This window comes from Labilithrix luteola, assembly GCF_001263205.1.
Taxonomy (GTDB): domain Bacteria; phylum Myxococcota_A; class Polyangia; order Polyangiales; family Polyangiaceae; genus Labilithrix; species Labilithrix luteola.
On sequence record NZ_CP012333.1, the window covers coordinates 3,106,020 to 3,132,280 of the forward strand.

Consider the following 26,261-nt stretch of genomic DNA (forward strand, 5'->3'; position numbering starts at 1 on the left):
CCGACGGATCGGGCCGTGGGCACCTTGTGTTTACCAGGTGCCCATCTTGTCGAGCCTACTCAGCCGTGGTCGGCACCTGAGGCTCCGCGCTCGGCGGCTCCGTCTCCTCCTCGCGCGCAAATGGATTCGGACTGAGGCCTTTACGAATCCTCATCGCTTCCCACCATTCGTGCGCAACGAGCAAGAGCGGAGGCTGAATGATTCGGTTCATCATCGCGAGGATGAACGAGCCGCCGATGACGGCTATCGCGAGTGGCTTCTGCGTCTGCGCGCCGATCCCGTGCGAGAGTGCCGCCGGCATGAGCCCGAGCATGGCCACGAGTGTCGTCATGAGGACGGGACGGAAACGCTTCTCGGAGGCGCCGCGCGCGGCATCTCGGAGAGGGATGCCCTCCTTGTAACGCATCTGCTGGAAGTACGTGACGACCAGGATCGCGTCTTGGATTGCAATACCGAAGATCGAAAGGAAGCCCATCGCCGCCGACACCGAAAAGTTTGTGCCCGTCGCGAGCAGCGCGAGGAGAGCGCCGGTGCACGCGAGCGGGATGTCGATGAGAACGACGAGCAGGTCGAGCCACGTCTTCACGGCCGCATAGACGAGGAGGGCAATCAGAAGCAGCGTCAGTGGAATGATGACGAGGAGTCGGCGCTGCGCCTCACGGAGCTCGTTGATTTCGCCGGACCACTCGAGGCGCTTTCCGTAGCCTTGCGGAACCGAGGCATTGACCTTCTCCTGTGCCTCCTTCACCGCGCTCTCGAGGTCGCGCCCGCGCACGGAGAATTTGATGGGAGTGTAGCGCTGGCCGTCTTCGCGGAAGATGTTCGAGGGGCCTTCGATGAGCTCGATTTTCGCTACCTGCCCCAGCGGCACCATCAAGTTGTCCGGTGTCGCAATCTGAATCTCGCGGATCGCTTCCAGCGACGAGCGATACGGCGGCAGCCACCGGACGACGACGTCGAAGGCTTTCTCGCGCTCGTAGAGCTGGGTGACCGCCTGGCCACCGATCGCGGTTTGAACGACTCCGACGACGTCGCCGCTGTTCAAACCATAGCGAGCGCACGCCTTCCGATCCGGAGAGATCTTCACGTTCGGCTGCCCAAGCGTGCTGAACTTGCCGAGGTCCGCAATTCCTCGCACGCGGCTCAGCGTCTCGACGATGGCGTCCGCGTTCTTTTCGTTTTCGTTGAGGTCCGGGCCGAAGATCTTGATCGAGTTCTCGCCCTTGACCCCCGCGACCGCCTCTTGGACGTTGTCACCGATCATCTGCGAGAAGTTGAAGACGACCCCCGGGAAGGCGTCTTGCAGCTCCTGGTTCAGCTGCTCGGTCAGCTTCTCCTTCGTGAGCCCGTTCTTCCATTTGTCGAAGGGCGTGAGCGGTGCGAAGAGCTCGATGTTGAAGAAGCCGGTCACGTCGGTACCGTCGTCGGGACGCCCGAGCTGCGAAGTCACCGCGATGACCTCGGGGTGTTTCTGGTTATCGCGCGTGCAGGGGACGCTCGTATCCTCAGGACACCCGCGGACGATCGCCCGCATGTGATCGACGTATTTCGCGCTCTGGGTGAGGGAAATGCTCTTCGGGAGGGTTGCGCGAATCCAGAGATTCCCCTCCTCGAGCTTTGGCATGAACTCGCCGCCTAGCAGCGGAAAGAGCGAAACGCACGACGTGAGCACGACGATGCGCAGAGGAATCGCGAATTTGGCGTGATTCAGGAAGGTGTTTGCAATCGGCTCATAAATGCGATGCAGCGCTCGCATCACGAGAGGCTCTTCCTCCTTGGTATTCGCCGGGATCAGCTTCCACGCGAGAACCGGGAGCAGCGTCAGGGCGAGGAGGATAGCCGTGCCGATCGCGAAGGCGTAGGTACGCGCCATCGGCGAGAAGATGACGCCCGAGACACCCGTCATCGTGAAGAGGGGAATGAACGAGCTACCGATGATCAGGGTCGAGAATGCCATCGGCGTTCCGACCTCGTGCGCCGCCGCGAGAATTCGCTGCTTCATCGAGCCGCGGCCGTGGGGGCCGAGATGCCGGAAGATGTTCTCCATCATGATGACCGAGGAGTCGGCAACGATGCCGAAGTCCACGGCGCCGATGGAGATGAGGTTCGCGGAGGTCTTCGTGAAGACGATGCCCGTGAACGCACCGAGCAGCGCCAGGGGGATGGTCACTGCGGTGATGAGGGCGGCGCGGACGTGACCGAGGAACACGAGGAGTACAATCGCGACGAGCGCAATGCCCACCGCTACGTTCTCCATGACCGTCGATGTCGTGAGCTCGACCAGATCGCCGCGATCGTAGTAGGTCTTGACCTCCATCCCGGGCGGCAGAATGTGATTCGCTCGGATGTACTCGATCTTGGCGTGGATGCCGTCCAGGGTCGGCTTCGTCTCCGCTCCGTATCGCATCAAGATCGTGCCCTGAACGACATCGGGCCGCTCATCGATCCCGACCTGCCCGAGGCGGGGCGCCGGGCCGATCTTGACGTCGGCAACATCGCGAACGCGAACGGGCGTCCCCTTGATGCCGACGATGACGATATCTTCGATGTCGTGGACGTCTCGGAGCAGACCGATGCCCCGGATGTCATACGACTGCTCGCCCATTTCGAGGCGCTGGCCACCCGAGTTGACGTTCGCGTTCTGGACCGCGTCGATGACCTGCTGAAGCGTGACGCCGTGGCCTTTCAAGCGGTACGGATCGACGCCGATGTGGAACTGCTTCGTCTCACCGCCAAAGCTGACGACGTCGACGACTCCGGGGACTTGCTTGAACTGCTTCTCGAGAATCCAGTCCTGGGCCGTCTTGAGCTGCTGGACGGTGTAGCCCTTCCCCTCGACCGTGTAACGAACGACCTCTCCGATCGCGTTCCACGGTGAAATCGTGGCCTGAACGCCTTGAGGCAGCGTGACGAACTGCAGGCGGTTGATGACTTCCTGGCGTGCGTCTTCGTACTTCGTGCCCCATTTGAAGTAGCACTTCACGTCCGACAGACCGAACAGTGACTGCGAGCGCGTGTGGTCGAGCCCGGGCATTCCGGCGAGACCAACCTCGAGCGGTATCGTGACGTAGCGCTCCGTCTCTTCGGCGCTCCATCCGGGCGGCTGCGCGATGACCTCGACGAGCGGCGGGACGGGATTCGGGTACGCCTCGATGTTGAGCTCGCTGTACGAATAGCTGCCGATTCCGACGAGGCCGAGCGCGAGCAGGACCGCGAAGGCGGGAGCCTTGAGAACGAAGCGGACGATCTTCTCGATCATGGGATCCCCGCTAGAGCATGCCGGAGAGTAGGAGCGCGCCGTCGGTCACGATCTTGTCGCCCTTCTCGAGCCCGTGTTCGACGGTGAGCCACTCGCTCCCTTCGCCTTCGTCGACCGTAACCGGCAATCGCTCGAAGCTTTCCTTACCGTCTTTGGTGCCGCGATGAACGAAGACGACGGTCTGATCTCCGAAACGAAGAACCGACGATCGCGGGATCGCGATTGCCTTCTTCACGTCCACCGAAATCCTCATCGTCGCAAACATCTCTGGCTTCAGCGCCCCGTCAGAATTGTCGAAGGTGCATCGCACCTTGGTTGCGTGGGTATTCGTATCGAGCGCCCCGCTGATCCAGTCGACCGTCCCTTCGAACATCCGTTCTGGCCACGACGCGACGTTCACGACGACTTTGGCCCCCAGCTTCACACGCCGAATGTCGAGCTCGAAGACGTCGGCGAGCACCCACACCTTGCTCGCGTGACCGATCGTGAACAGCTCGGTCGTCCCTCCACCGTATTGGCCTGCGATCTCCATTCCAGGCGAGATGGCCTTCATGAAGACCTCGCCTTCGAGATCAGAGCGCAGCGTGTACGTCTGCCCGGTCACATCCCCCTGGCGAAAGAGCCGCGCCTTCTGCTCCGCACGCTCTACCTCGGCTTTCGCTTTCCGGTAGTTGTCGGCCGCCGTCTCGAAGTCCTTCTGCGAGGTGGCGTGCGTCTCGAGCAGCTCCTTCTGCCGTTGGTAGTCGTGACCTGCGGCGATCAGATCGGCTTTTGCCTTGCTGAGATCGGAAGTGGCGACACCGATGTCGGGCGACTCGATCACCACGAGAGGGTCACCCTTCTTCACGTGGTTGCCGAGTTGCGCGAGCACCTTGACCGCCTTGCCCGCCACGGGTGAGAAGACGTGAACGACCTGTTGATCGTCATAGGCGACCTTGCCGGTCGTCAGGACCGTGTCGTCGACGTCCTGAAGATCGACGACCGCAGTCGCGATCCTCATCTTCTTGATCTGCTCCTGCGTGAGGAGCGCCTCGTTCAACGGCCCCGGTGGTGTCGTAAGCGCGTTCGCCTTGTGGTTACAACCGGCGGTGCCGATGAGCAGTGCAAACAGAAGGGGCCAACGATGGGCATTCATCGGGGATCTCATCAGGGGGCAACGAGGATCTGAGCGGGGTTGTCGTAACGCGCGAGGCGCGAAATCTTTCCGCCTTGCAACTCGACGACGTCGACCACGTACATCTTCAGCAAGTTGTCTTTCTGGGCGGGTACGAAGCCAATCGGGCCACGCTGCTCGCCGACGATGTGGTACTCGACGACGACGAACGGACCGACGCCCCAGACGTTGTCGACTGAAGTGTCGAGCTGAGCGATGGCCTTGTGCATGGCCTTGACGTAGCCACGCGCTTCGGCCTTTCCTCGAGCGGGCTTGGCGCTCTCGAGGGTCGTCAATTCGACATCGTCGGCCATCGTCGCGACATAAGCGGGCTCGTTTTTGCTTTCGAGCGCATCGAGCGCGTCGCGGACGACGGCGACGTTGGCGCTCTCCTCGGCAGTGCGAGCTTGCTCGATTTCTTGGCGTGCGCCCGAGGGCAGCTCCGGTGGGGGAAGGTTTTGGAGCGCCTTCGGGCCGACACCAATCTGCGCCTTCGCCAAAGCCTCGTCGAAATACAAGTGGACGTTCGAGATCGACCCGTCGTCCTTCGTCCACAGAAGCGCCAGCCCCTTAAGAACGACCGGCTTGTGGGAGCTCGTGTGCTCGCCACTCATGGTCCATTCGACGATTTGTGCTTCGGCCGTCAGGAACACACGACTTGCGACGAAGCTCCGTGAACTGTACCCACCAAGAAGAGCCTGGTGAACGCGGAGGGTATTGTCACGTCCGTGAACGTCCTTGTATCCGGCGAATGCGAAGTGCGCGTCTTCGTCGAGGACGCGCCCGAGCTCGCTGAAATTGGGAGAGGCAAGTGCTTTGAGATACCCGTCGGCAGCAGCTCGTTCCCTCGACGTTGCCGTCGACATGCCAGCATCCGGCGGCGCAGGTCGAGCCTCGAGCGACGCCCAGTTCACGGGCGGTGGTGCCGGCCGCGTAACCACCTCGGACGAACAGCCCGCGAGGACGGTTGCGAGCATGGCGGAGAGGAGCGCGCGCAACATCAGAATGCCCACCCGAGGGAGAGGAGTAGCCGAGGAGCCACGCCCCGGTTCGCGTAGACTCGCGACGGAAACTGCTGGTCGGGAATCGACTTGGTCGTCCACACGTACTGGACACCGCCGCCGAGGCTCAGCGCGACGCGGTCGGCGAGCAGCATCTGGTATCCAGCGTCCGCCGCGAGGCCCAAATCGAAGAAGTGCGTCTTCGTTCCGTCCTGCGCGGTTGCGTCGAAGGATCCGGCGATCAAGGACGGTCCCACGAAGAAGCCTCGTGGGCCTCCCTCACCGAAGTAGTACCGGTAACCAAGCTCCGCGCCGAAGCCCTTGAACTTCTGTTCGGGCAACCGCGTCGGATTGCCAGCGTCGTCGAAGACGAAGATCGGCGCAGTGCTCGTCCACGCGTAAAACGGGCTGAAGGCGAGCGCGTGGTGGTCGACCGGCGCAACGATGACGTTCGCGCTCACTTTGTTGATCGTGAAGAGCGCCAACGGGTTCCACTCGACGGTCACGTATCGGCGAGGAGGAACGGGGTCGCGAACGACCACGTCGACAGCAGAATCGGGCTCCGCGGCCGCCGTTCGCGCTGTAGTTGCGAAGCTCACGAACGCAGCCAAGGCGAGCGAGAGGACGCACGGGGTGGATCGAATCATCGTTGCTCCGTAGGTCGCTCGCTCGAGCTGCGAGCGTTCGGGCCGTGGGCCCGCAGGCTCGCGCGCCGCCGCACGAGCATCGTGAGCACGAGCGCGAAGGCTCCGGCCGTCAAGCCAAGGGGCGCATCGGCCCCCCCACGTCGAGACATCCCGCACGTCGAGTCGTTCGTGGTGTCGCAGAGAGCACCATCACAAGCGAGCGGAACCCTCGCGACTTCGGTGGGGTCTCCGCCGTCATGGACGTCCGCGCCGGCATCGTCGGTACCGCCATCGTCTGCCCACGCAGCTTGCGGCTCCAAACAAAGCGCCGTGCAGACGGCGAGCGCTACTGCAGGGAAAATGGGCGCTTTCATCGCAGGTCCCTCGCGACCGCGGCTTCGAGCTGGAAGACCGCCGTCCAGTAGCTCGAGAGGGCGTCGAAGTACTCGTTCTTCGTCGCAATGTACGTCCGCAGCGCATCGAGATAGTCGGTCAGGCTGGCCGCACCCTTCTCGTATTGTGTCGCGACGATCTCGAAGGCTCCCCTCGCGCTCTGCAAGAGCCCACCTCCGGCGCGACGAGGCCCCTCCATTCGCTCGACAATCCTCTTCGTCACGGCGAACGAAGCGAACGCCGTGGCGACTTCGTTGACGACTTGCGACGTCACCTTTGCCTGTTGAAGAGCATTCGTGTCGTACTGCGCTTCCGCCTGGCGTTGCTCGCCTTGAAGGCCGTAGAAGACGGGCAGCGGAGCAGAGATGCTGAAGGTGAGGGTCTGAGGTGTAAGCGGTCCGTTCGTCGACGTCCCGCCATAGCCACCACCACCACCCCACGCATAGTTCGCACCGAGCGTGATGTCCGGCAGCTTCTGGCGCTTGACGAGTTGGATCTGCGCCTCCGCCTGCTGCTTGAGGTAGCCAAGGCCGATGAGATCTGGACGGTGATCGAATGCCGTCCGAAGAAGTGCCACCCCTGTGGCATCCCGAAGCTGACCCGGCACCACGTAGTCGAGGACCTTCGTTTCGACGTCGAAGTCGGCGACGTCACCGCGTACTCCGAGCAGGAACGCGAGCGCAACGCGTGCGGCTCGAAGCGCTAGCTCCGCTTCGTCGACAGCCTGATCGGCTTCGAGCTTCTGCACCTCGATACGCTGAAGGTCTCCCTCGTTGATCGCGCCCCCTTTGTAGCGATCCTGAGACCGCTTCAGTGACGTAGCCTGCGTCTCTGCGACGTCCTTCGCGAACTTGAACGCGAGCGTCGCCTGCGCCGTCTGGATGTAGGTCGCCTTGACCTGGAACGCGATCGTGCGCTCGGCATCGACCCGCGCCATCTTCGCGGCCGCGAGCGCGTTACGAGCCACCTTTAACCGCAGATCACGCTTGCCGGAGAGGGCATCCGCCAGCGCCGCCGAGTCACTGATACCGAGATTGTAACTCCACGGACTGCATTCGGCGCCGCTCTCGAGACAGTTGTCGTGACTGTACTTGTTGGTCGAATACGTGAATGCATTACCGACACTCGCCGAGACAACGGGATTCGCCACCGCACCGGCGATCTTCACCGCCCCCTCGGCGCCGCGGGTGTTCGCGTCTGCGATCAAGAGATCGAGCCCACGCCTGCGGAAGATCCCGAGCGCATCTTCGAGCGTGAGCGTGTGCGGCAGCTCGGTCGCGGGAGGGACAACGTCGGCAGCCATTGCAGATCGCAACGCGAGGAGCCACGCCGCGAGAAAGAATAAAAGAGTGGCCGCCGTCAGTCGTCTTGGCGTCCTTTCGAGCAGCCATAGCCGCTTGGCCTGCATCACAGGAGCATGCCACCGGCTCTTCCAAATCGTTCTTTACATTCGCGTAAGATCTGAGAAATCGGCACCGTGCACGAGCTTGCGATCCGCTCGCGTGGACGAGTCTGCGCGTCGAAGTCGACGATATCGCTTCTCGACGGCCATCCAATCCAACGTCGCGCGCGCAGCGAAAACGGCGCGCGCGACGAACACTGAGCGACGGCGTCATTCGGGCGGGAGCATGTAACGCGCGACGACCTCTATGTATTAGGGGGCGCGGGACATGCGCGACCAACTCTGTCGCGCTCATTCGATTGTGAATAGCCACTTCGAGTTTCGCCTTGTCGAGATTGCGGCAGACGCAGGCTCGTCTCGGAGACCAACTTTCTCATCCTGAGGATGCGGCGATCGAGGCTCGACCATCATCAGCCAACTCGCGGACGCCGTGCGTGCAGTGGAATTCGGGTCGACGGAGCATGCCTCCGCCAGGTCGAGGGTTCATACAGCGCGAGCTGCCTGTGCGTTGACAGGTCATCCAGGACGACGCGATCCGCTCTGCCTTGGGTAGTGCGTGTCGACGAGGCCGCGCGGGCGCGGGGTGAAGTCTCCAGCGGCCCGCTCGTCGGTCACCCTGGCGTGGCCCACATCTTCTGTTGCCACGGCTTCAGCTCATTCGCGACCGGCGTGGGCGTCACGCCCCTGAGCGTCCACACTGTGCGGCTCGAACTCGAGCATTGCGGCTTACCAATCTGATGAGCAACCGACTGCTCGCGTTTGCAGGGACCTCCACCTCGCAGCTCCTCCACGTTCGCCACGGCTTGGGCGGTCACGGTGCGCCGAGCGCTTCTCGTAGCGCGGGTCCCCTCGGCCCGACTGCACGGGCGTCTTGCCAGGCGTGTCATGGGCGTTACAAGGAGGAGTGGTCGTCGAGCCACCGACGCGCCTCGTCTACTTCATCGGGCGTGGTGCGTACTGGCCTCCGCGTTCTGTCGCCTCTGTCGAGACGCAGCCAGGTGGTCACTTCGATCGGCTCTCTCTGTCTCTTCTCGCCTGTCACGAGTTCATTCCGCGCAAGCCTGCATCCTTTGCACTCTGCACCGGTATCGATGGCGGACGGCTCCACGCCAACGCCCCGAACCTCACGGCTGGGACCGACGTCTCCCGCCTCCTCCTCGACATCCCCCTCGAGGGGCGCATCGGACTTCGCGTAGGCAAGCTCGGAAAGCTCGACTTCGAGCCCTTCCTTGCAGCTCAGATCGCAGCCGTATTGCGCCGAGACCGCTTCACCTACCGAGACCCCTCGGGAGAGCAACTCACGCTGCTGCGACCATCCCTCATTGCCGCACAGGGGGGCATCGGACTGGTCGTGCACTTTTTGTGATAAAAAGTCCGATCGCCTGTCTTCTACCCAATCGAGGTCCCCACGGTTGGCAGCGTTCGGTCCATTCGGTCCTTCTGCAGCCGCGCCTCTCCCGCAGGTGGGAGAGGTGGCCGTCCCCGTGCGTTCTAGCCGTTCGAGCGCGGAAATTTTCCGTGAGCACGGGGCCTTCGTCTGGCGCCTTCTCCGTCGTCTGGGTGTCCCGGCGGCGGATCTCGACGATCTGACCCAGGAAGTCTTCATCTCCGTTCACCGCTCCCTCGACAGGTACGAAGAGCGGAATCACCTGAAGGCCTGGCTCTACCGTATTTGCGTCCGGCAGGCCTCGCGGCACCGCCGGAACCTGCCCCCGCAAGCCACGTGGACCCCGATCAGCTCTTGGAAGTTGCCCACGAGGGGCCCGAAGCGGCCCTTCGGGACCAAGAGCAGCGCGCCACTTTCGAGCGACTGCTCGAGGTCCTCGACGAAGAGCGACGCACCGTGTTCGTCCTTTACGAGATTGAAGAGCTCTCCATGCACGAAGTCGCACAAGCCGCCGGATGTCCGTTGCCGACGGCCTATTCGCGCCTTCGGTCAGCACGCAAGCTCGTCCTCGAAGCAGCACGCCGTCTCGAGCTCAGGGAGAACCACCGATGAGCCTGCGAGAACCGCAACGCCTCTTCGGCTCGGACGAGTCGCCCTCGATCCTCCGCGACGCCTTGAGTGCGGAGAAGGCCGATCGCGGCCCTGATTCGGCCCACCTCCGTCGGATGGAGCAGCGCTTCGCCGAGCGCATGGCCGCCGAAGGCTCGAGCGCGAGCTCGCCCGGTGTCGCGGCGCGCAAGGGCCTGTCCTGGTTCGGTCAGAACGGTTCGTGGCTTCTCTTCGCGTGCGTGGGCATCGTGAGCGTGGCGACGTTCGCCCCGGGCGGGTTCGCGTCTTCCGAGTCGGTTCCTGGCTTCGCGGGCCCCACCACTCCCACGACGCCGCGCACCGTGAACGAGCTCGCCCCGCAAAAGGCGAAGGCGCTCGCCACGTCGATGAACGTCGCGTCGGTACGTGACGTCTCACGCGAAGACGAGAACACCAAAGCCGCTCCGGCAACGTCCATTCCCGTCAGCGCGCTCGCCAACGTGAGCAACGTGAGCGGTGGCGTGAAGAAGGCGCCGGGCAAGGCGAATTCCGTCACCACGTCTGCCCCCGACGAGAGCGACGACACCGAGGAGATCGCCCTTCTCGCTCGTGCTCACGAAGCGCTCCGCGCGCACCCGTCCGAGTCGCTCGCGCTCTGCCAGCAGCATCGCGTGCAGTTTGCACAAGCCCACTTCGCGCAGGAACGCGAGGCGGTGGCGATCGAAGCGCTCGTGTACCTGCACCGCACGCAGGAAGCCGAACAGCGCTGGAACGAATTCAAGGCTCGCTATCCAACGTCGAGCCACCGCATTCATCTCGAAGATCTGTTCTCCACGGCAACGACCAAGAGTCGCTGAATCACCAGCGGCGTCGAACTCGTTCACCCAGGCTCTCCGAGCCTTTGGGGAGGTTGACCTTGCTTTCATCCATGAAACGCCTGGCCGCGCTTTGTCTCGTGGCGTCGGCTCTCGTCGGCGTCGCCTGCGCGGACAACGTCGATTTGGGCCAACAGACGAACGGCCCCGACGCTGCACCTCCGACGTTCACGCCCACCGATGGTGGAGATGCGGATCCCGACACGGGGCTTGCGCAGGAAGAGCTCCTCATGTGCATCGGCACGGTGTGCCCGGAGCCGTACACGACGTGCACGGACACGCCGTTTCCGAAGTGCGGAGTCAACCTCATGAACGACCCCGCGAACTGTGGTTCGTGCGGGCACTCGTGCGTGGGCTTCGGCGACCTGAACATGGACGGCCTCTGCCTGAACGGCGAGTGCGTGTTCTCGTGCGCGAACCGTAACGTCATTCCGAAGGTCAACTTCAAGGACTGCAACAAGCTCCTCGACGACGGTTGCGAGGTCGAGTCGAACTCCGACGTAGAAAACTGCGGAGTGTGCGGCCATGCCTGCGCGGCCGCAGAGCACTGCATCGAAGGCAAGTGCGGATGCTTGAACGGCTACACCGACTGCAACGCTACGTGCGTCAATCTGAAGACTGACGATTACAACTGCGGCGCTTGCGGAAATGCCTGCAATCCGTTCCCGGCGGACGCTTGTGTCCCGAAGCCCGCGAACACGGCGTACGGCTGCCGGCTGGGCGAGTGCGAGAAGCTTCGTTGCGATTACGATCACGATGACTGCAACGGCGACCTCGTCGCGAAGGGCTGCGCTTCGGACGGCTGCGAGACCGACATCAAGCACGATCCGAACAACTGCGGGTCGTGCGGAAACAAGTGTGCTCCGGGCCAAGAGTGCCGCGACGACGGACTCGGTCCGCGTTGCCAAGAACCCTGCGCGAAGCTCGGTCTGGCGGAATGCCCCCAGGGCTGCGCGGACCTGCTGAGCGACGTAGGGAACTGCGGCGCCTGCATGAACAGCTGCCCGAACCCGGGCGCAAATCAGGTCCGGACGTGCAGCAAGGGCCTCTGCGGTTTCGAGTGCGTCGAAGGCTTCGCCGACTGCAACAACGACCCGCTCGACGGCTGCGAGGTAAACCTTCGCATCCATCCCTCGCACTGCGGCGCGTGCGGAACTCAGTGTGACGTCGGCGCGGGCCAGCCCTGCATCGAGGGCAAGTGCCTCACGACCGAGTGCGACGCGGGAACGGTGACGAAATGAGAACGGCCAACCTTCGCCAAGACATGACCCGCTTCATGCGCCGCCGCGCGCTCCTGGTTCTGCCGCTCTCCGTCATCGCGGGAGTCACGGCGCTCGTTGCCTGCGCGAACAACGAGTCCTCGTCCTCGGAGCCCGACAGCGCCAACGTCATTCCCGACGCGTCGCCTCCCGATCTCGATGCCGGCCTCGATGCCAACGTCGACGGCGATGCGGATGCCGGCTGCGTCGAAGGCGATCCCAACTGCACCACCAAGGTCGTCTCGTGCGACGAGGTCGAGTGGTGCATGGCGGCGACGCCGCTCAGCGTGCTCAAGACCTTCACCGCCGTCTGGGGCACGAGCAAAACGGACGTCTGGGCCATCGGCTCGGGCGGAACCATCTATCACTACGACGGCACGCAGTGGGTCGACACCCCCTCCGGCGTCTTCAACACGCTCTACGGGATCTGGGGAAGCTCGGCGAACGACATCTGGGTCGTGAGCGATCCGATGACAGTCCTCCACGGCACCGGCTTCAAGAACGGCACCGCGACGTGGGAGCTCGTACCGACAGGCTTCTCGAAGTGGAACACGACGTTCTTGCGTGCGGTGTGGGGAACGAGTCCCGACGACGTTCGCTTCGGCGGACGCGCGTACGACATCAGCAACAACGAGCTCGAGATCTACACGACCGGTCATCAGCTCCTGAAGAAGACGAACGGCGACGGGTCGATCGGCTTCAAGACGATCGAAGGCACGCCGACTGTCTATTCCTACTGGGGAAGCTCGGCGACCGACGTGTGGATGGCTGCCGACAACCACATCTACGCGTCGAGCGAGCGTGGTCTCATCATGCACGGCACGCCACGCCCGGACCCGAAGCCGAGCAGCGATCCGCTCTCCACGGTCGAAGATCCGCTCCTCTGGGCGAAGGTCGACAGCCAGTCGAACCTCACGCTCGAGTCGATCTGGGGCAGCAGCAAGGACGACATCTGGGCCGTCGGCGGCAACGGCGCCATCCGCAACTACAAGACCGGTGACGTTCGCTTCGAGAAGGTCGAGTCCGGAACGATCGCGAACCTGCACGCGGTGTGGGGCAGCGGACCGAACGACATCTGGGCTGTCGGCGATACCGGCACGATCCTCCACTACGACGGCAAGACCGTCACGCCGTCGACCGTGCAGCTGCCGGTTGGACGCAAACCGAATCTGTATGGGGTCTGGGGTAGCGGAGCGGACGACGTCTGGGTCGTCGGCGACGGCATTGCCCTCCACTACACCGGCAACAAGACCGGAGGCGCCAAGTGAGCCGCTCGTTCATGCGTCACGTTCCCCTTCGCGCAACGTTCGTTCTCGTTGCGCTCACCACCATCGGCGCGCTCGTCGCCTGCGCCCAGACCGACGAGGGAGCGCCGATCACCGCGGGTGACGACGCGGGCGCCAACGTGCTTCCCGACGGCGCGACGAACTCGACAGACGCGAGCGACGACGCGACCAAAGACTCCGGACGCGACGCGTCGAGACAGCACGACGCTGCACCGCGCACGTGCTCGGACGACAACTTCTGCCACAGCGTTCTGCCCGAAAACTCGATGCTCCGCGGCGTGTGGGGCGATGGCCAAGGCGTCGTCTGGGCCGTCAGCGCCGGCGGTAGCGTCCTCCGCTGGGACGGCTCGGCGTGGAACGAGCAAGCCAAGGATCTCGGCAGCCTCAAGTCGATCTGGGGAAGCGGGCCGACCGATCTCTGGATCTTGAACGATGCCAGCGTCGTCTATCACGGCACCGGCGACAATCCCGCGACCATCACCTTCGAAGCCGTGACGCTTCCCGGTGACGCCAGCCTTCCGATCGCAAAGGTGTGGGGCACCGGCCCGAGCGACGTGTGGGCCGTCGGTGGCGCACAAGACTTCTCCGACTTTCCGTGGCCGGGCAAGGCGCGCGTGCTCCACATGACGGACCCGGCTGTGGGGTTCGTGGTCGACGACGAGCTCACCGCCTCGCCCACTGCCTTCGAGGACGTCTGGGGCTCGCCCGAGAGCGGCGTCTGGCTCCACGGCGAGCAGGGATTCATCCGCAACTTCTCCGCCTACGCCATCGTCCTGCATCGCGCGGCGGGATCGACGACCTGGGAGACCGTCGAGATGCCGGAGAACCCGAACCTCAACGACTACGCGCCGTTTCCGGGAAAGTTCACGGCGTCAGGAGCGATGGGTGGCAGCTCCGTGTGGCTTGCGGGTGAGACGTCCGGTTGGAAGAAGGGCCTCTACCACGGCAAGAGCTCCGACAACGGCAAGACGTACACCTGGTCGTTCATCCTCCAGAACTCATGGGACCTCCCGCTCAACGCCTTCTGGGGAGTGAGCGACACGGACCTTTGGGCCGTGGGCAAGTCGGGACGCACGGCGCACTGGAACGGCACCAAGTGGCAGCAGGCTGCGATTCGCGTGACCGACAGTCCGATCGGCTCGAACCTCTACGGAATCTGGGGGACGAGCAGCACGGACTTCTGGGTCGTCGGTGACGACATCGCGATGCACAAGACGACGGGCGACAAGCCTTGAGGCACATGACCATGAAGATTCGCTCTCTTGCTTTGCCCGTATCGCTCGTACTCGCGTCGATGACCGCCGCCGTGGTCGTCGCGTGCAGCAGCTCCGACGATAGCCGCGCGTTCGACGAGACCGAGGAGGACGCCGGCCACGCCAACCTGCCCGATGCCTCGGTGGGCAACGACAGCTCGGCCAGCGACGGCGCGACCGTCGAACAAGATGCCAAGGCGCCCTTCGATCCCAAGGACGAAGCGGTCACGTGTCCGCCGAGCGGACCTTGCGCCGTTCAGCTCGTCGCCGGTGACAATCACTTCTGCACGCGCATGAACGACGGCTCGGTGCGTTGCTGGGGCGACAACAGCAAAGGCACGCTCGGCACCGCGGACGCAGGCGCCGCCGAGGGCGATGCCGGCATCGAGATCCTCGACGGAGGAGCCGACGGCGGCACCGTCTCTGGAACCGGTTACGTCGTCAGCAAGGTCGAAACCCTCGAAGGCGCCACCCAGATCAGCGCCGGAGGCACGACGACCTGCGCGCTCGTCGCGAACGGCGGCGTGCAGTGCTGGGGTGGGAACGACAAAGGCCAGCTCGGCTTGCAGACGACGCCGGCCATCTCGGACTCGAATGCCCATCCCACGGCGGCTGCCGTCGCCCTTCCGAGCGCGGCGAAGCGTGTCGACGTCGGCGCTCGAAGCGCGTGCGCCATGCTGACGAACGGCGAGACCTGGTGCTGGGGTGACAACTCCCAGTACGAGCTCGGTCGCGCCCAACCGACGACAATGGGCGGTCCCGACAAGGCGTCGCTCGACGGCTACACCATCGAGCGCACGGCGGCCGGCACGAACAACACCTTCGGCATCACGCCCGAGGGCAAGATCATCAGCTGGGGTGCCGTAGGAACCTCCGGCGTCCTCGCGCTCCGTCAGTCGAACCTCACCAAGGACTATTTGCCGGCGGAAGCCGACATCGATCCGCCTGTCTCGAGCTTCGCGGTCGCCTCGGGCTCGCCGGGCCACGCCTGCGCCATCATTCTCGGCAACGTCTCCTGCTGGGGACTCAGCGCCACCGGCGGCCTCGGGACCGGCTCGCCGGAGAGGGCACCGATTCCGATCGCGGCCCCCGTCGCCAATCGCACGGCATGGCCGCAACAAGTCGCCGCCGGCGGTGAACTCACCTGCGTTCGCCTCACCGACGGAACCGTGCAGTGCACCGGCACCAACGCGCGCGGCGCGCTCGGACGCATCACGACGGAGACGGCCGCATGGACGTTCCGTCCGTCGACCGAATTCGGCGGACACGCCGTCGCCGTCGCCGTGGGCAAGACGAGCGTGTGCGCACTCGTCCAGAACGGAAGCGTCGTTTGCTGGGGAGGCAACGACAAGGGCGAGCTCGGTCAGGGCATGACCGACAAGATCCCCCACCCCACGCCCGTCTCGATCGCCTTCTGAAAAAGGTCCATCCGATGAAACTCAGTGATCGCCTTCTCCGTGTTTCGTTCCTCGCGCTGGGCGTGACGGGCGCTCTCGTCGTGATGGCTGCGTGTTCGAGCTCGAGCAACTCGACCAGCCGAGCGTTCGACACGCCTCAGGAGCCGAGCATCGTCAGCGACGCCTCGGCCGAAGAAGAGCCCAAGTGCGGGCCGCACTGCTCGCGTGACCTCAAACAGGTTCTCACCGGTTGTGGGGCCGACGAGGTCGTCACCGAAACGTGCGACCAGGACAAAGGCTGTGGCGATGGCAGGTGCGTCGACGCGTGCGCGTCTGCCGCCATCTCCAAGGGCTCGACGGGGTGTGACTTCTATACGCTCCCGCCGACCGACGTGATCGAAATGGCCGGCTCTTGCTTCGCGGCGATCGTCGCGAACACGTGGGACCGCCCCGTCTCTTTGAGCGCGGAGTACGGCGGTGAAACGCTCGACATCTCGAAGTCGGTCTACACCGTCACGAAGACCGCCGGAGCCGACGTCGACTACAAGCTCCTCGACGGGCCGCTGCCGGTCGGCGAAGTCGGCATCGTGTTCCTCGCCAACGATCTGAAGAACAACGGCAAGGATCGCACGTACTGCCCACTGAGCGTGACCCCTGCGCTTCCGATCGATCCGATCATCCACGGCACGGCCAAGACCAAGGCCTTCCACATCAAGACCGACGCGCCGGTCTCGGCGTACTCGATCTTCCCGTACGGCGGCGCCGACACGCACGTTCCGACGGCCACGCTGCTGCTCCCCGTCTCGTCGTGGGACCTCGACTACGTCGCCGTGAGCCCGAACTACTTCGGTGATCCGCGCAAGCGTCGCACGCTGCAGATTGTCGCCAACGAGAACGACACCGAAATCAGCATGCGCCCGAACGGTGAGGTGAAAGCGAGCGGCGACGTCACGGGCGCGACCGCCGGCATCACGCAAACATGGACGCTCCAGAAGGGTCAGGTCCTCCAGATCCTCCAGGACGCGCTCACCGGAAGCCCGATTCACGCGAACAAGCCGGTCGCCCTGTTCGGCGGCTCCGAGTGCACGTTCATTCCCTCCACGATCGACTACTGCGATGCGCTCCAGCAGCAGATCCCTGCCGTCTCGCAGTGGGGCACCGAGTACGCCGTGGTGCCCTACCCGACGCGCGTCGAGACGTTCCAGGGCCCGCTGAACGAGAACGTTCCGTACACGATCGTCGCCGCCGCGGACGGAACGAAGTTCACGTACGACCCCGCGCCTCCGCGCGGAGCGCCGGACGTTCTGAACGCCGGCGAATCCGCGAGCTTCATGACCGATCAGGTGTTCGTCGCGAAGAGCCAGGACGACAAGCACCCGTTCCACGTGAACGTCTACATGACGAGCTCGCAGTACGGCGGCGGCGTCGGCACGGCGATGACCACGGGTGATCCTGATTACGTCAACGTCCCCGCAGCGGATCAGTTCCTCGATCACTACGTCTTCTTCACCGACTTCACCTACCCCGAGACGCGCCTCACGGTCGTGCGCCGCAGGACGGCGAATGGTTTCGCGCCGGTGACGCTCGAGTGCGCCGGCGAGATCGACAGCTGGCAGCCGCTCGGCAAAGGCGGAGAGTACGAGTACGCCTACCTGAAGCTCACCACCGGATTCCAGGACCAGAAGTTCGCGGGTGGCACGTGCACGTACGGCCGTCAGGAAGCGAAGAGCGACGGTCCCTTCGCCATCACCGTGTGGGGCATGGCGCAGGACTCGAGCTACGCGTACGTGGGCGGCACGGGTCTCCGCCCGATCAACAACGCGACGCCGCCCACCATCAAGTGAATCAGGGAAGCGAGACGGTGCCGTCCTTCTTGTCGAGGCCGGCGCCGTGCTCGCTGGTGATCCCCGCGGCGGCGGGCTCGCGCACGTTGAGCCAGCTCTGGTCGTCGCCGCGCACGATCGTGGAGGCGACGGCGAGGTCGTAGGTGTCGGTGCCGCCGACGTCTACGAAGATGCCGGTGGTAGGGACCTTCTGGCGGTTCTTGTCCTGATCGACCTCGGTCGAGAGGTTGCCGCAACCGAGCGTGGGCTCGCCACCGGAGTGGTACTCGTCGTTGCCGCCGATGTTGACGAGGGCTCCGAGGCCGTTGGCGTTGCCGGTACCGAAGGAGAGGTTCGGTCCGTGAAAGACGTCGTTGCCGCCGAAGTCGACGAGCCACGACGTCGTGTAGTCGTGACCGACGGCGATCGAAGTGCCGACGCGCGCGGTGTAATCGTCGTCACCAGCTTCGTCGAGGAGCACGCTCAGGCCGAAGTGCGCGCCTGAGCCGAGCACGTAATAGGTACCGTCGTAGGTGTCCTTGCCCGCACCATCGGCCAGAAGGCCGACGCCGAACCAATACGAGGTGGCCTGTCCGTAGACGCTCGCGGTGTAGAGGTCATCACCTGCCTTGTCGCGGAGGATCCCGAAACCGCCGGACATGTACACGCAGTCGTCGCCGGCTCCGCACGAAGCACGACGGCCGAAACCCGCGCCCTGGACGAACGAGGTGCTGCCGCAGTTGTTGCGCTGAGCGAGCGGGGCGTCCGCCGGGAGCGTGCACGGCATCTGCGACGAGACGTAGATCGGGTCGCCTCCACGGCGCGGATCGCCCACGTCGGCGAGGTACTTGTCGGTGCCGTCCGCGTCGTAGAGCACGCCGACGCCTCGCGAGAAGCCAAAGCCCTGCGCGTAGGAGTACGTCTTGTACGTGTCGTTACCCTTCTGATCGAGCAGCAAGCCCACGCCGAAGATGGCGCTGCCCTGCACGCCGGCCTCTCCTTCGTAGACATCGTCGCCGCCTGCATCGTAGAGCACGCCGACGCCGGCCACGCCGAAGCCCTGGGACATGCGGAGCGAGCGGTAGTGGTCGCCCTCGGGTCCGAGGTCGAACAGCATGCCGTAGCCCATGCGCGCTCCGCCCTGACGGGGCGTCTCGGAGATCGAGATGGGACCGCTATCGCCTTGACCGGGCCAGTTGGTGCCGGCGTAGCGACCGGCCGCGTCGGAGGGCAATCGATGGCCGGTGTCGCCGGGACCTTTGACCTCGTCGTATGCGTACGTGTCCGTGCCGGCGAGATCGATCACGATCCCGACGTGACGCGCGCTGTTCGGGTCGAGTCGACCGTCGATGCCGCCCGCGGGAAAGCGATACGTATCCGCGCCCCCGGTGTCGACGAGGAGCGCGATGGGATCGTCCGCATCGTCTGCGTAGGTGTCGTCCGCCGCGTCTCGGAATACGAGGCGTCCGATGGGTGTCGGGACGTCGACCGAGAATCCCTTGGCGCCCGCGAAACGAGCGAGGTCGGCCGACTCGATGGCGTACGCGAGGTGAACGGCGCCCTCCGCAATCGCGTGGACGTCGAAACGATTCGCGAGCAGGTCCTTCACTTGCACATTGCCGAGCGCCGGGCCCTTCACGGCCGGTGCATAGAAGAGGAGCGAACCAAGCCCCGCGATAGCCGTGCGATCGGATGCCGAAAGCGGCTCGAGCACGGACAGGTACGCGAGGTTCGCTTTGTCGACGCCCGCCACGACCTGCGCCAGCGCACGCTGCAGGTCGGCGGGAATCGCCTGAACCGCACTCGCCACCGCATCCGCGTCGGGGCTGCCTCCGTGATCTTCGATGAGGGTCACGATGGCAGAGGCGAGCGGCGCGTCACCTTCGGCCGGAGCGACGCACGGCAGTGCGGACCTGCTCGGCCCGTATTGCAAGGCCGCGGCCTCGAGCGCACCGCTCACCGGCGTCTTCGAGGTCGCCCCCGTGTCGAGCTGAGTCACGACCAACTTCGCATACGACGGCGCGCGCACGGCCGTGTCGTGCACCGCATCGAACCACGGCATGCGGTATGGGTCGGCGGTCATCTGCGTCGAGAAGGCCGCGTAGTCTGCCTTCGAAAATCCGAAGTGGCAGCGATCGAGCCCGGTGAGAGCGAGCGCTTCATCGAGCGCGTCGGGCGCATCTGGCGCCTTGATGGGGCAATTCGAATCGTACGCCGTGGTGTCGACCGGAAGCGCCGCAAGACAGACCTCGCCCGCATCGGGCGCGACGGTGGCTTCGGTACCGGCTTCGTCCTTCGGAGGACTCACCGTGGTCGCCGCGGGGGAGTCACTCGACGAGCAGCCCGCTGCCGCGAGCAGCCCCGAGACCAGGAACGAAACTGCACCAGCCATCACCATGCGGCGCGGACGAAGCGTCGTCCGTGCAGGCTTCGCCATTGAAGAGCTCATTGTCGGGCGCGCAACGTAGTGGAAGCGACCCGCCACGCAAGGGTCGGCTCGCCCGAAAACGCGCCTGACACCGCGCGCGACAGAACCTTCCTCGTGGTCGATGACGAGCCCTTACGTCGGAAGAGCAGACGCTCGAAGATCGCGGAAGTGCCGATCTCGATCCGTTGTCACTGATCTCCGTATGCGCGAAACGCGGGTGTCTACTTCGACACCAGCCATCACGAGCGAAGCGTCGCTGGTGCGGGCGTCGTCATTGAAGAGCTCTTCGCGCGCACGCAGCGCGTCGGAAGGTCCGGTCACGCAAGGGTCAGCTCGCGCGAAAAACCGAAGGCCCTCGCGCTCGACGGTGTGGCGCGACGCACTAAGCTTGAGCGCGATGGCTCCTAACACCGCGAGCAAGGGGACCATCCTCGTGGTCGATGACGACCCGGCGATGTGCGAGTTCCTCGAGCAAGGCCTCGGGACCTTCGGCTTCTCGGTGGAGGGCCTGACGTCGGAAGCGCAGGCACTCGAACGCATCGAACGCGCCGATCTCGATGCTGTCGTCACGGATCTCCGCATGCGCGGAATGGGCGGCCACGAGCTTTGTCGCGCCATCGTCGCCCGGCGCCCGGATCTCCCGGTGCTGGTGCTGACGGCGTTCGGAACCTACGAAACCGCGGTCGATGCGATTCGGGTGGGCGCCTACGATTTCCTCTCCAAGCCCGTGCAGCTCGACACGCTGGCCATCGCGCTTACGCGAGCCACCGACCGAAGCGTGCTCCGCCGCGAGGTCCAGCGCCTGCGCCGTTCGCTCGACGAAACTCAAGGCTTTGGGGAGATCCTCGGCGAGAGCCCCTCGATGCGAAGGGTCTACCGCCTGCTCTCGCGGATCGCCGGCTCGGATTCATCCGTCCTGCTGACCGGCGAGAGCGGCACCGGCAAAGAGCTCGTCGCACGCGCACTACACACGAACGGATCTCGACCGGAAGGTCCCTTCGTTGCCATCAACTGCGCAGCGATGCCCGAGCCCTTGCTCGAAGCGGAGCTCTTCGGACACGAGAAAGGCGCCTTTACCGATGCGAAGACCGGCCGCGCGGGGCTGCTCGTGCTCGCCAACGGCGGCACCCTCTTCCTCGACGAGATCGGCGACATGCCGATGGGTCTACAGGTGAAGCTGCTCCGCGCGGTGCAGGAGCGGACGGTGCGTCCTGTCGGCGGGCGCCGCGAGGTCCCGTTCGATGCGCGGATCATCACGGCCACGAACCGCGACCTCGAAGGCCTCATCGAGCTGGGTCGGTTCCGCGAAGATCTTTACTTCAGGGTCAACGTCATCCAGGTGGAGCTGCCGCCGCTACGTGCGCGCGGACAAGACGTGCTTCTCCTCGCCCAGGCGTTCCTCCAGAAGATTGCCGGGCGAACCGGTACAGAGGTGACCGGCATCGATCCCGAAGCAGCTTCGAAGCTCTTGGCATACGCCTGGCCTGGCAACGTGCGTGAGCTGCAGAACTGCATCGAGCGAGCCGTCGCCCTCGCGCATGGCGAGCTCGTCACCGTCCAAGACCTTCCCGATCGAATCGCGCGAACGCGTCCGGCGCACCAGCTGCCCGCGATGCCCGATGACGAAGCTGGCATCGTCCCGCTCGAGGAGCTCGAGCGAGGTTACATCCTTCGCGCTCTCGAGCTCGTCGGAGGAAGCCGAGCGCGCGCCGCCAAGCTTCTAGGCCTCGACCGCACCACACTCTGGCGCAAGTTGGAGCGCTACCGACTGATCGACGAAAAGAACGAGACGAAAACCTGGTCGTGACCGACCCGGTTGCATGTTGAAACGAAGGTTGCAATCTGCAACCCACCTGAAGCACCCATTCTCGAAGACCGCGCGGTTGCTCTGTCGGGAGATGCCGTTCGGCTCGTAGGCATGAGCGATGCAAACGGCCACAGCGTCATGAACGAACACCACTCATCCAGGGGGCGCATCCTCGTGGCGGAGGACGACGACGCCATGCGAACTCTGGTGGCCGAGGTCCTCCGAGCCGAGGACTACGACGTCATCGAGGCCGCCGACGGTCGCGAGCTCTTCTGGCACGTCGAGCGAGCGCTGGCCGACGGCGGGCTCGATCTCGTCATCTCCGACGTGCGGATGCCCGTCTATACCGGCCTCGACGTGGTGGAGGCGTGGACCGGCTTCCGCGGCCCGCGCATTCTTCTCATGACCGCGTTCGCCGATCCGGAACTGCGCCAGCGCGTGACCGACCTCGGCATCGTCCTCCTCGACAAACCATTCCCGCTCGGCACGTTGCTCGACCTCGTCAACGAGACCGTCACGGAGCGGGGGCATCAATGACGGCGACCGCCACCCGAATACCTCCGGCGGCGCCGGACGGGGGCGCGCCGCGCAAGAGCCATCTGCACCCTGCCCTGAACGAACGCACCGCGATTCCGATTGCACTCGTGCTGACCGCGCTCATGGCTCTGGGCGACTACGCCACGGGTGCCGACGTGACGTTCACGCTGCTCTACCTCGTTCCGATCGGGGTCGCCGCGTGGCTTCGGGGGCGGGCGTTTTCGTGGAGCATCTGCGTGCTGTGCACGCTGTCGTACTTGGCCACGGCGTACTTCTCCCCTCCGCGGATGCCCCATCCGGGGTTCATCGTCTGGAACCTGTTCACCCAAGCAGGCGTTTTCTTCGCCTTCGCCGCCGTGCTCCACGCGCTGCGTTCGAAGGTCGACGACGAGATCCAGCAGCGAGAATCGGCGGTCGGGCAGCTCCGCCACGCCGAACGTTTGACCACGGTGGGGAAGCTCGCCTCGGGCATCGCGCACGAGCTCGGGACGCCCCTCAACGTCGTCGCCGGTCGTGCCGCTCTCATCGCGAGCAAGCGCATCGAGGGTGACGACGCACGCAAATCGGCCGAGGTCATCGTCGCGCAGACCGAACGGATGACCGCCATCATCCGTCACCTGCTCGATTTCGCGAGGCGCGGAGGCACGCGCAAGACCGTCGTCGATCTCAATCGGCTCGTGCACGAAACCACGTCGATGATCGAGCCGCTGGCGACGAAGCATTCGGCACGCTTGCAGATCGAGGCGAGTACGACGGTCGTCGCCAGCGTGAACGCCAGCGAGATGCAGCAGGTCCTCACGAACCTCCTCGTCAACGCATTCCACGCCATGCCGAGAGGCGGCACGGTGCACGTCGAGGTCGGCAAGGCAAACGTCAAATCTCCCCCCAAGCATGCGAAGCGAGCGCCCTCGTACGCCGTACTTCGCGTTCGCGACGAAGGTACGGGCATCGCGCCCGACCACCTTCCTCACATCTTCGATCCGTTCTTCACGACCAAAGACGTGGGCACCGGAACCGGCCTCGGCCTGTCGGTGACGTTCGGCATCATTCGCGATCACGGCGGATGGATCGACGTGACGACGAAGCTCGACCAGGGAACCGAGTTCGCGATCTACCTGCCGCAGCTCCCCGACGACAACCTCGATCGCTGAAGCCGCGACGGCTCCGTCGTGCCGCGTCGCATATCCGATCGAGACGCTCGGGACTGGTCGAGCGAAGCACCGCTAGGCGAGCCCGTGGTGGGTGCGGAACATGTTCTTGGGGTCGTACGTGTTCTTGATCGCAGCGAGCCGCTTGACGTCGTCGGGCAGGTACCCGCTCGCGAGCTCGGCCGCGGTGATATCGGGGCCGGAGAGGAAGTTGACGCACACGCCGCCTGTCGACCAAGGCTCCATCGTGGCGAACAGTTCGTCGTATTTGGCGCGCAGCGCCGGCAGTTCGGCTGGCTCGGCGGCGGTGCCGACGTACAGCACGAACTCCCCGTCACGTCGGCCGAGAGCGCTCGGCTCGGCTGCTGGTCGACTGAGCGCGCCGCCGGTGTGACGGAGCTCGAGGAGGAAGGGCGCGCCCGCGTCCGGACCGGCGTGACGGAGGAGGGCACTGACCGCATCGGTGTCGAGGGTGTGCAGCATCTTGTTGCGTGCGTGGAAGGCGACCGGATGCGTCGGCTCGGCGTGGATCGTGCCGACCGCCGAGTACGGCATCTCCGCCACCGTATCGGAGATCGGGCCGAGCGCACGGAACGGTGCGACGAGCCGCTCGCCGTCGGCGACGGAGCCGGTGAAGACGAATCGGACATGCATCACGTATTGCCCGCGGAGTGCCTGAGGGAGCACCGGAAGGTCCGGCATCCGGATAAGGAGTGCTGAGGAGGCCATCTCGTCGGGGACCGTGCGGGTCCATTCCGCCCAGAGGGTCAGCGCCTCGCTGGCGCTGTCGGCGGAGAAGTGCATGCCGCCGCCATAGAGCCGGGCGATCGGATGCAGGTCGAGCTCGATCGCGGTGACGACACCGAGCGTGCCCTTCCCACCGCCGCGCAGCGCCCAGAAGAGGTCGCGCTCGGTGGTGGGGGTAGCGCGGCGGAGCACGCCATCCGCGGTCACGATCTCGATCGCGCGGACGTGGTCCACTGCCCAGCCGAGGCTGCGACCGAGAAGGCCGAGGCCGCCGCCGAGGTGGTACGAGACGACCCCAACCTCCGGCGAGGAGCCGGAGAGCGGCGCGAGGCCGTGCACCGCCGCGGCCTGAACCAGCTCACCACCTCGCACACCGGCCTCGACGCGCGCCCAGCGGCCGGCGGGATCGATCGTGATGCCCTTCATCCGCGATGTATTGATCAGCAGCTGGCCGTCAGCGGATCGGGACGGACCGTGGCCGGTCGCGAGGACGGCGACACCGAGCCCGAGGCGACGGGCTGCGCGGACGGCCGCGACGACATCGTCCGCGTTCTCCGCGACTGCGATGGACGCGGGTCGGTGCTCGACGGCCAGGTTGTAGCCGCGACGCTCTGCGTCGTATCCGAAATCGATGTCGGTGAGGTAATGAATCATGTGTCCATGTTTGCCGCAAAATATGCGGTGACCAAGGACAGATGACGCATCGATTGTTAACATACAGGTTATGGAACGGCGTGAGATCGAGATCTTCCTCACCCTCGCGGAGGAGCTTCACTTCGGGCGGACGGGCGACCGTCTGCGCATTTCGCCCTCGCGCGTCAGCCAGACGATCGCGAACCTCGAGCACCGCTTTGGCGTCACCCTGTTCGACCGCACGAGCCGCCGCGTCGAGCTCTCACCCGTCGGCGCGGCGCTCTACGCCGACGTGCGCGCCGGGCACGATCGCATCGAACGGGGGATCGCCGCGGCGATCGCCACGGGACGAGGGGTCGTTGGAACACTGACCGTCGGCCTGGAGGCTCCCGCTGTGGCGGAGCTCGCCAAGCCGGTGTTCGATCGCTTCCGGGCGAGCAATCGCGGTGTCACGCTTGTCTTCCGCGAGACGGGGTTCGCCGATCCGCTCGATCTCCTTCGCACCGGGGAGGTCGACGTGGCCATCACGAACGGGCCCGTGGACGAGGACGGCTTCCAGGAGGGACCGGCGGTCTACACCGAACCCGTGGTGCTGGCGGTGGGGCGCGAGCATCCCCTCGCCCGTCGTGAGACGGTCGCCGTCGCCGACCTCGCCGGCGAGATCGTCTTCCGGGCGGGGCGCAGGGCGCCGCCCTACAGGCCAGACCCCGATCGGACGGCATCGACCTTCCTGGAGCTGCTCACCCTGATCGCGGCAGGCGAGGGGGTGGTTCCGCTCGCGGCGCACGCGGGCTACTACTTCGCACGGCCCAGCCTCGCCATGGTGCCCTTCGAGAAAGGGTCTCCACCCGTGCGATGGGTGCTGTGCTGGCGGAGAGGCCACGCCACCGCGCGCGTGACCGCACTCGCCGCTGCCGCCTACGCCGGCGCGCCGCTCGCGTGAGCGACTTACCTTCTTACCGGCGGCGGCGCTTGGCGGCGTTGTGATCGGGAACGAGGAGACCGCCCTCGGTGCGCGCGCGGACCGCGAAGCGAAGCTTGCCCTCCGCGTCTTTGCCAGGCACGGGCCTCACGAATTTGTGGGGCGGAGCCGCGAGGACTGCACCGAGCTTGCCGGCGACCTCGTCCAGCGCGACCGCAAGGGCCTCGTCGATGACGCGGTTCTGTTCTTTGGCCACCATGCCCGGGGGGATCGCGAGGGCGATTTCTCCGGAAATTTCGTCACCGGCGATGGAAAGTTGAGCGCTCATCGGCGGCGC

21 protein-coding genes and 1 pseudogene are annotated in these 26,261 nt (G+C 65.1%); 13 read left to right on the top strand and 9 right to left on the bottom strand.

Annotation, left to right across the window (positions count from 1 at the left end; all coding sequences use genetic code 11):
* Positions 1 to 55: 55 nt before the first annotated feature.
* Genes AKJ09_RS14075 through AKJ09_RS14100 form a run of 6 tightly spaced genes read right to left on the bottom strand, consistent with a single transcriptional unit; the run spans position 56 to position 7,735 of the window.
* The gene (locus tag AKJ09_RS14075) at positions 56 to 3,259 is read right to left on the bottom strand and encodes an efflux RND transporter permease subunit (RefSeq protein WP_146647719.1); all 3,204 of its coding nucleotides are present in this window, start codon (positions 3,257 to 3,259) and stop codon (positions 56 to 58) included.
* Between the two features lie 10 nt (positions 3,260 to 3,269).
* Positions 3,270 to 4,394 (bottom strand): efflux RND transporter periplasmic adaptor subunit, encoded by a 1,125-nt coding sequence (locus AKJ09_RS14080; RefSeq protein ID WP_169927529.1) that lies wholly within the window; start codon positions 4,392 to 4,394, stop codon positions 3,270 to 3,272.
* A gap of 11 nt (positions 4,395 to 4,405) precedes the next feature.
* A complete protein-coding gene (locus tag AKJ09_RS14085; RefSeq protein WP_146647721.1) occupies positions 4,406 to 5,413 on the bottom strand; it encodes a nuclear transport factor 2 family protein in 1,008 nt (335 codons plus the stop codon).
* On the bottom strand, positions 5,413 to 6,060 hold the full coding sequence (locus AKJ09_RS14090) for a DUF3575 domain-containing protein (RefSeq protein ID WP_146647722.1): 648 nt from the start codon (positions 6,058 to 6,060) through the stop codon (positions 5,413 to 5,415). Before AKJ09_RS14090 ends, AKJ09_RS14085 begins: the two co-directional genes overlap by 1 nt.
* On the bottom strand, positions 6,057 to 6,413 hold the full coding sequence (locus AKJ09_RS14095; RefSeq protein ID WP_146647723.1) for a hypothetical protein: 357 nt from the start codon (positions 6,411 to 6,413) through the stop codon (positions 6,057 to 6,059). Before AKJ09_RS14095 ends, AKJ09_RS14090 begins: the two co-directional genes overlap by 4 nt.
* Positions 6,410 to 7,735, bottom strand: a complete 1,326-nt coding sequence (locus AKJ09_RS14100) for a TolC family protein (RefSeq protein WP_169927530.1) — start codon at positions 7,733 to 7,735, stop codon at positions 6,410 to 6,412. The genes AKJ09_RS14095 and AKJ09_RS14100 overlap by 4 nt, the downstream gene beginning before the upstream one ends.
* A 1,003-nt stretch (positions 7,736 to 8,738) precedes the next feature.
* Between AKJ09_RS14100 and AKJ09_RS14105 the strand changes: the two genes are divergently transcribed.
* From AKJ09_RS14105 to AKJ09_RS14140, 9 genes and pseudogenes are all read left to right on the top strand, one after another.
* A complete protein-coding gene (locus AKJ09_RS14105) occupies positions 8,739 to 9,200 on the top strand; it encodes a hypothetical protein (RefSeq protein WP_146647725.1) in 462 nt (153 codons plus the stop codon).
* A gap of 118 nt (positions 9,201 to 9,318) precedes the next feature.
* A pseudogene (locus tag AKJ09_RS56105) lies at positions 9,319 to 9,480 on the top strand (sigma factor); the annotation flags it as partial.
* A gap of 77 nt (positions 9,481 to 9,557) precedes the next feature.
* Positions 9,558 to 9,833 (top strand): RNA polymerase sigma factor, encoded by a 276-nt coding sequence (locus AKJ09_RS54830; RefSeq protein ID WP_240488474.1) that lies wholly within the window; start codon positions 9,558 to 9,560, stop codon positions 9,831 to 9,833.
* Positions 9,830 to 10,666, top strand: coding sequence for a hypothetical protein (locus AKJ09_RS14115; RefSeq protein ID WP_146647726.1), 837 nt, complete (start codon positions 9,830 to 9,832; stop codon positions 10,664 to 10,666). The genes AKJ09_RS54830 and AKJ09_RS14115 overlap by 4 nt, the downstream gene beginning before the upstream one ends.
* 71 nt (positions 10,667 to 10,737) lie before the next feature.
* Entirely contained in the window at positions 10,738 to 11,925 is a 1,188-nt protein-coding gene (locus tag AKJ09_RS14120; protein ID WP_146647727.1) for a hypothetical protein, read from the top strand.
* Complete coding sequence (locus AKJ09_RS14125) at positions 11,922 to 13,211, top strand: beta propeller repeat protein (protein WP_146647728.1); 1,290 nt, start codon at positions 11,922 to 11,924, stop codon at positions 13,209 to 13,211. The genes AKJ09_RS14120 and AKJ09_RS14125 overlap by 4 nt, the downstream gene beginning before the upstream one ends.
* Positions 13,208 to 14,464, top strand: a complete 1,257-nt coding sequence (locus AKJ09_RS14130) for a hypothetical protein (RefSeq protein ID WP_146647729.1) — start codon at positions 13,208 to 13,210, stop codon at positions 14,462 to 14,464. Before AKJ09_RS14125 ends, AKJ09_RS14130 begins: the two co-directional genes overlap by 4 nt.
* Positions 14,465 to 14,475: 11 nt before the next feature.
* Positions 14,476 to 15,900, top strand: coding sequence for an RCC1 domain-containing protein (locus tag AKJ09_RS14135; RefSeq protein ID WP_169927531.1), 1,425 nt, complete (start codon positions 14,476 to 14,478; stop codon positions 15,898 to 15,900).
* Between the two features lie 14 nt (positions 15,901 to 15,914).
* A complete protein-coding gene (locus AKJ09_RS14140; RefSeq protein WP_146647731.1) occupies positions 15,915 to 17,723 on the top strand; it encodes an IgGFc-binding protein in 1,809 nt (602 codons plus the stop codon).
* 1 nt (position 17,724) lies between these two features.
* On the opposite strand, the gene AKJ09_RS14145 is transcribed toward AKJ09_RS14140, so the two are convergent.
* On the bottom strand, positions 17,725 to 20,139 hold the full coding sequence (locus tag AKJ09_RS14145; RefSeq protein ID WP_146647732.1) for a hypothetical protein: 2,415 nt from the start codon (positions 20,137 to 20,139) through the stop codon (positions 17,725 to 17,727).
* 388 nt (positions 20,140 to 20,527) lie between these two features.
* Here AKJ09_RS14145 and AKJ09_RS14150 point away from each other — a divergent pair, with 388 nt between their 5' ends.
* The 3 genes from AKJ09_RS14150 (at position 20,528) to AKJ09_RS14160 (ending at position 23,625) form a co-directional block, all read left to right on the top strand.
* The gene (locus AKJ09_RS14150; protein ID WP_146647733.1) at positions 20,528 to 21,937 is read left to right on the top strand and encodes a sigma-54-dependent transcriptional regulator; all 1,410 of its coding nucleotides are present in this window, start codon (positions 20,528 to 20,530) and stop codon (positions 21,935 to 21,937) included.
* Between the two features lie 111 nt (positions 21,938 to 22,048).
* Positions 22,049 to 22,474: a response regulator gene (locus tag AKJ09_RS14155; RefSeq protein ID WP_146647734.1), complete on the top strand. Its 426-nt coding sequence runs from the start codon at positions 22,049 to 22,051 to the stop codon at positions 22,472 to 22,474.
* On the top strand, positions 22,471 to 23,625 hold the full coding sequence (locus AKJ09_RS14160) for a sensor histidine kinase (protein WP_146647735.1): 1,155 nt from the start codon (positions 22,471 to 22,473) through the stop codon (positions 23,623 to 23,625). The genes AKJ09_RS14155 and AKJ09_RS14160 overlap by 4 nt, the downstream gene beginning before the upstream one ends.
* Positions 23,626 to 23,697: 72 nt before the next feature.
* On the opposite strand, the gene AKJ09_RS14165 is transcribed toward AKJ09_RS14160, so the two are convergent.
* A complete protein-coding gene (locus AKJ09_RS14165) occupies positions 23,698 to 25,125 on the bottom strand; it encodes an FAD-binding oxidoreductase (protein WP_146647736.1) in 1,428 nt (475 codons plus the stop codon).
* On the opposite strand from AKJ09_RS14165, the gene AKJ09_RS14170 reads away from it, so the two are divergent.
* Positions 25,094 to 25,945, top strand: coding sequence for a LysR family transcriptional regulator (locus AKJ09_RS14170; protein WP_146647737.1), 852 nt, complete (start codon positions 25,094 to 25,096; stop codon positions 25,943 to 25,945). The genes AKJ09_RS14165 and AKJ09_RS14170 overlap by 32 nt on opposite strands.
* A 13-nt stretch (positions 25,946 to 25,958) precedes the next feature.
* Here AKJ09_RS14170 and AKJ09_RS14175 read toward each other — a convergent pair whose 3' ends face one another.
* Positions 25,959 to 26,252, bottom strand: coding sequence for a hypothetical protein (locus AKJ09_RS14175; RefSeq protein ID WP_146647738.1), 294 nt, complete (start codon positions 26,250 to 26,252; stop codon positions 25,959 to 25,961).
* Positions 26,253 to 26,261 lie beyond the last annotated feature (9 nt).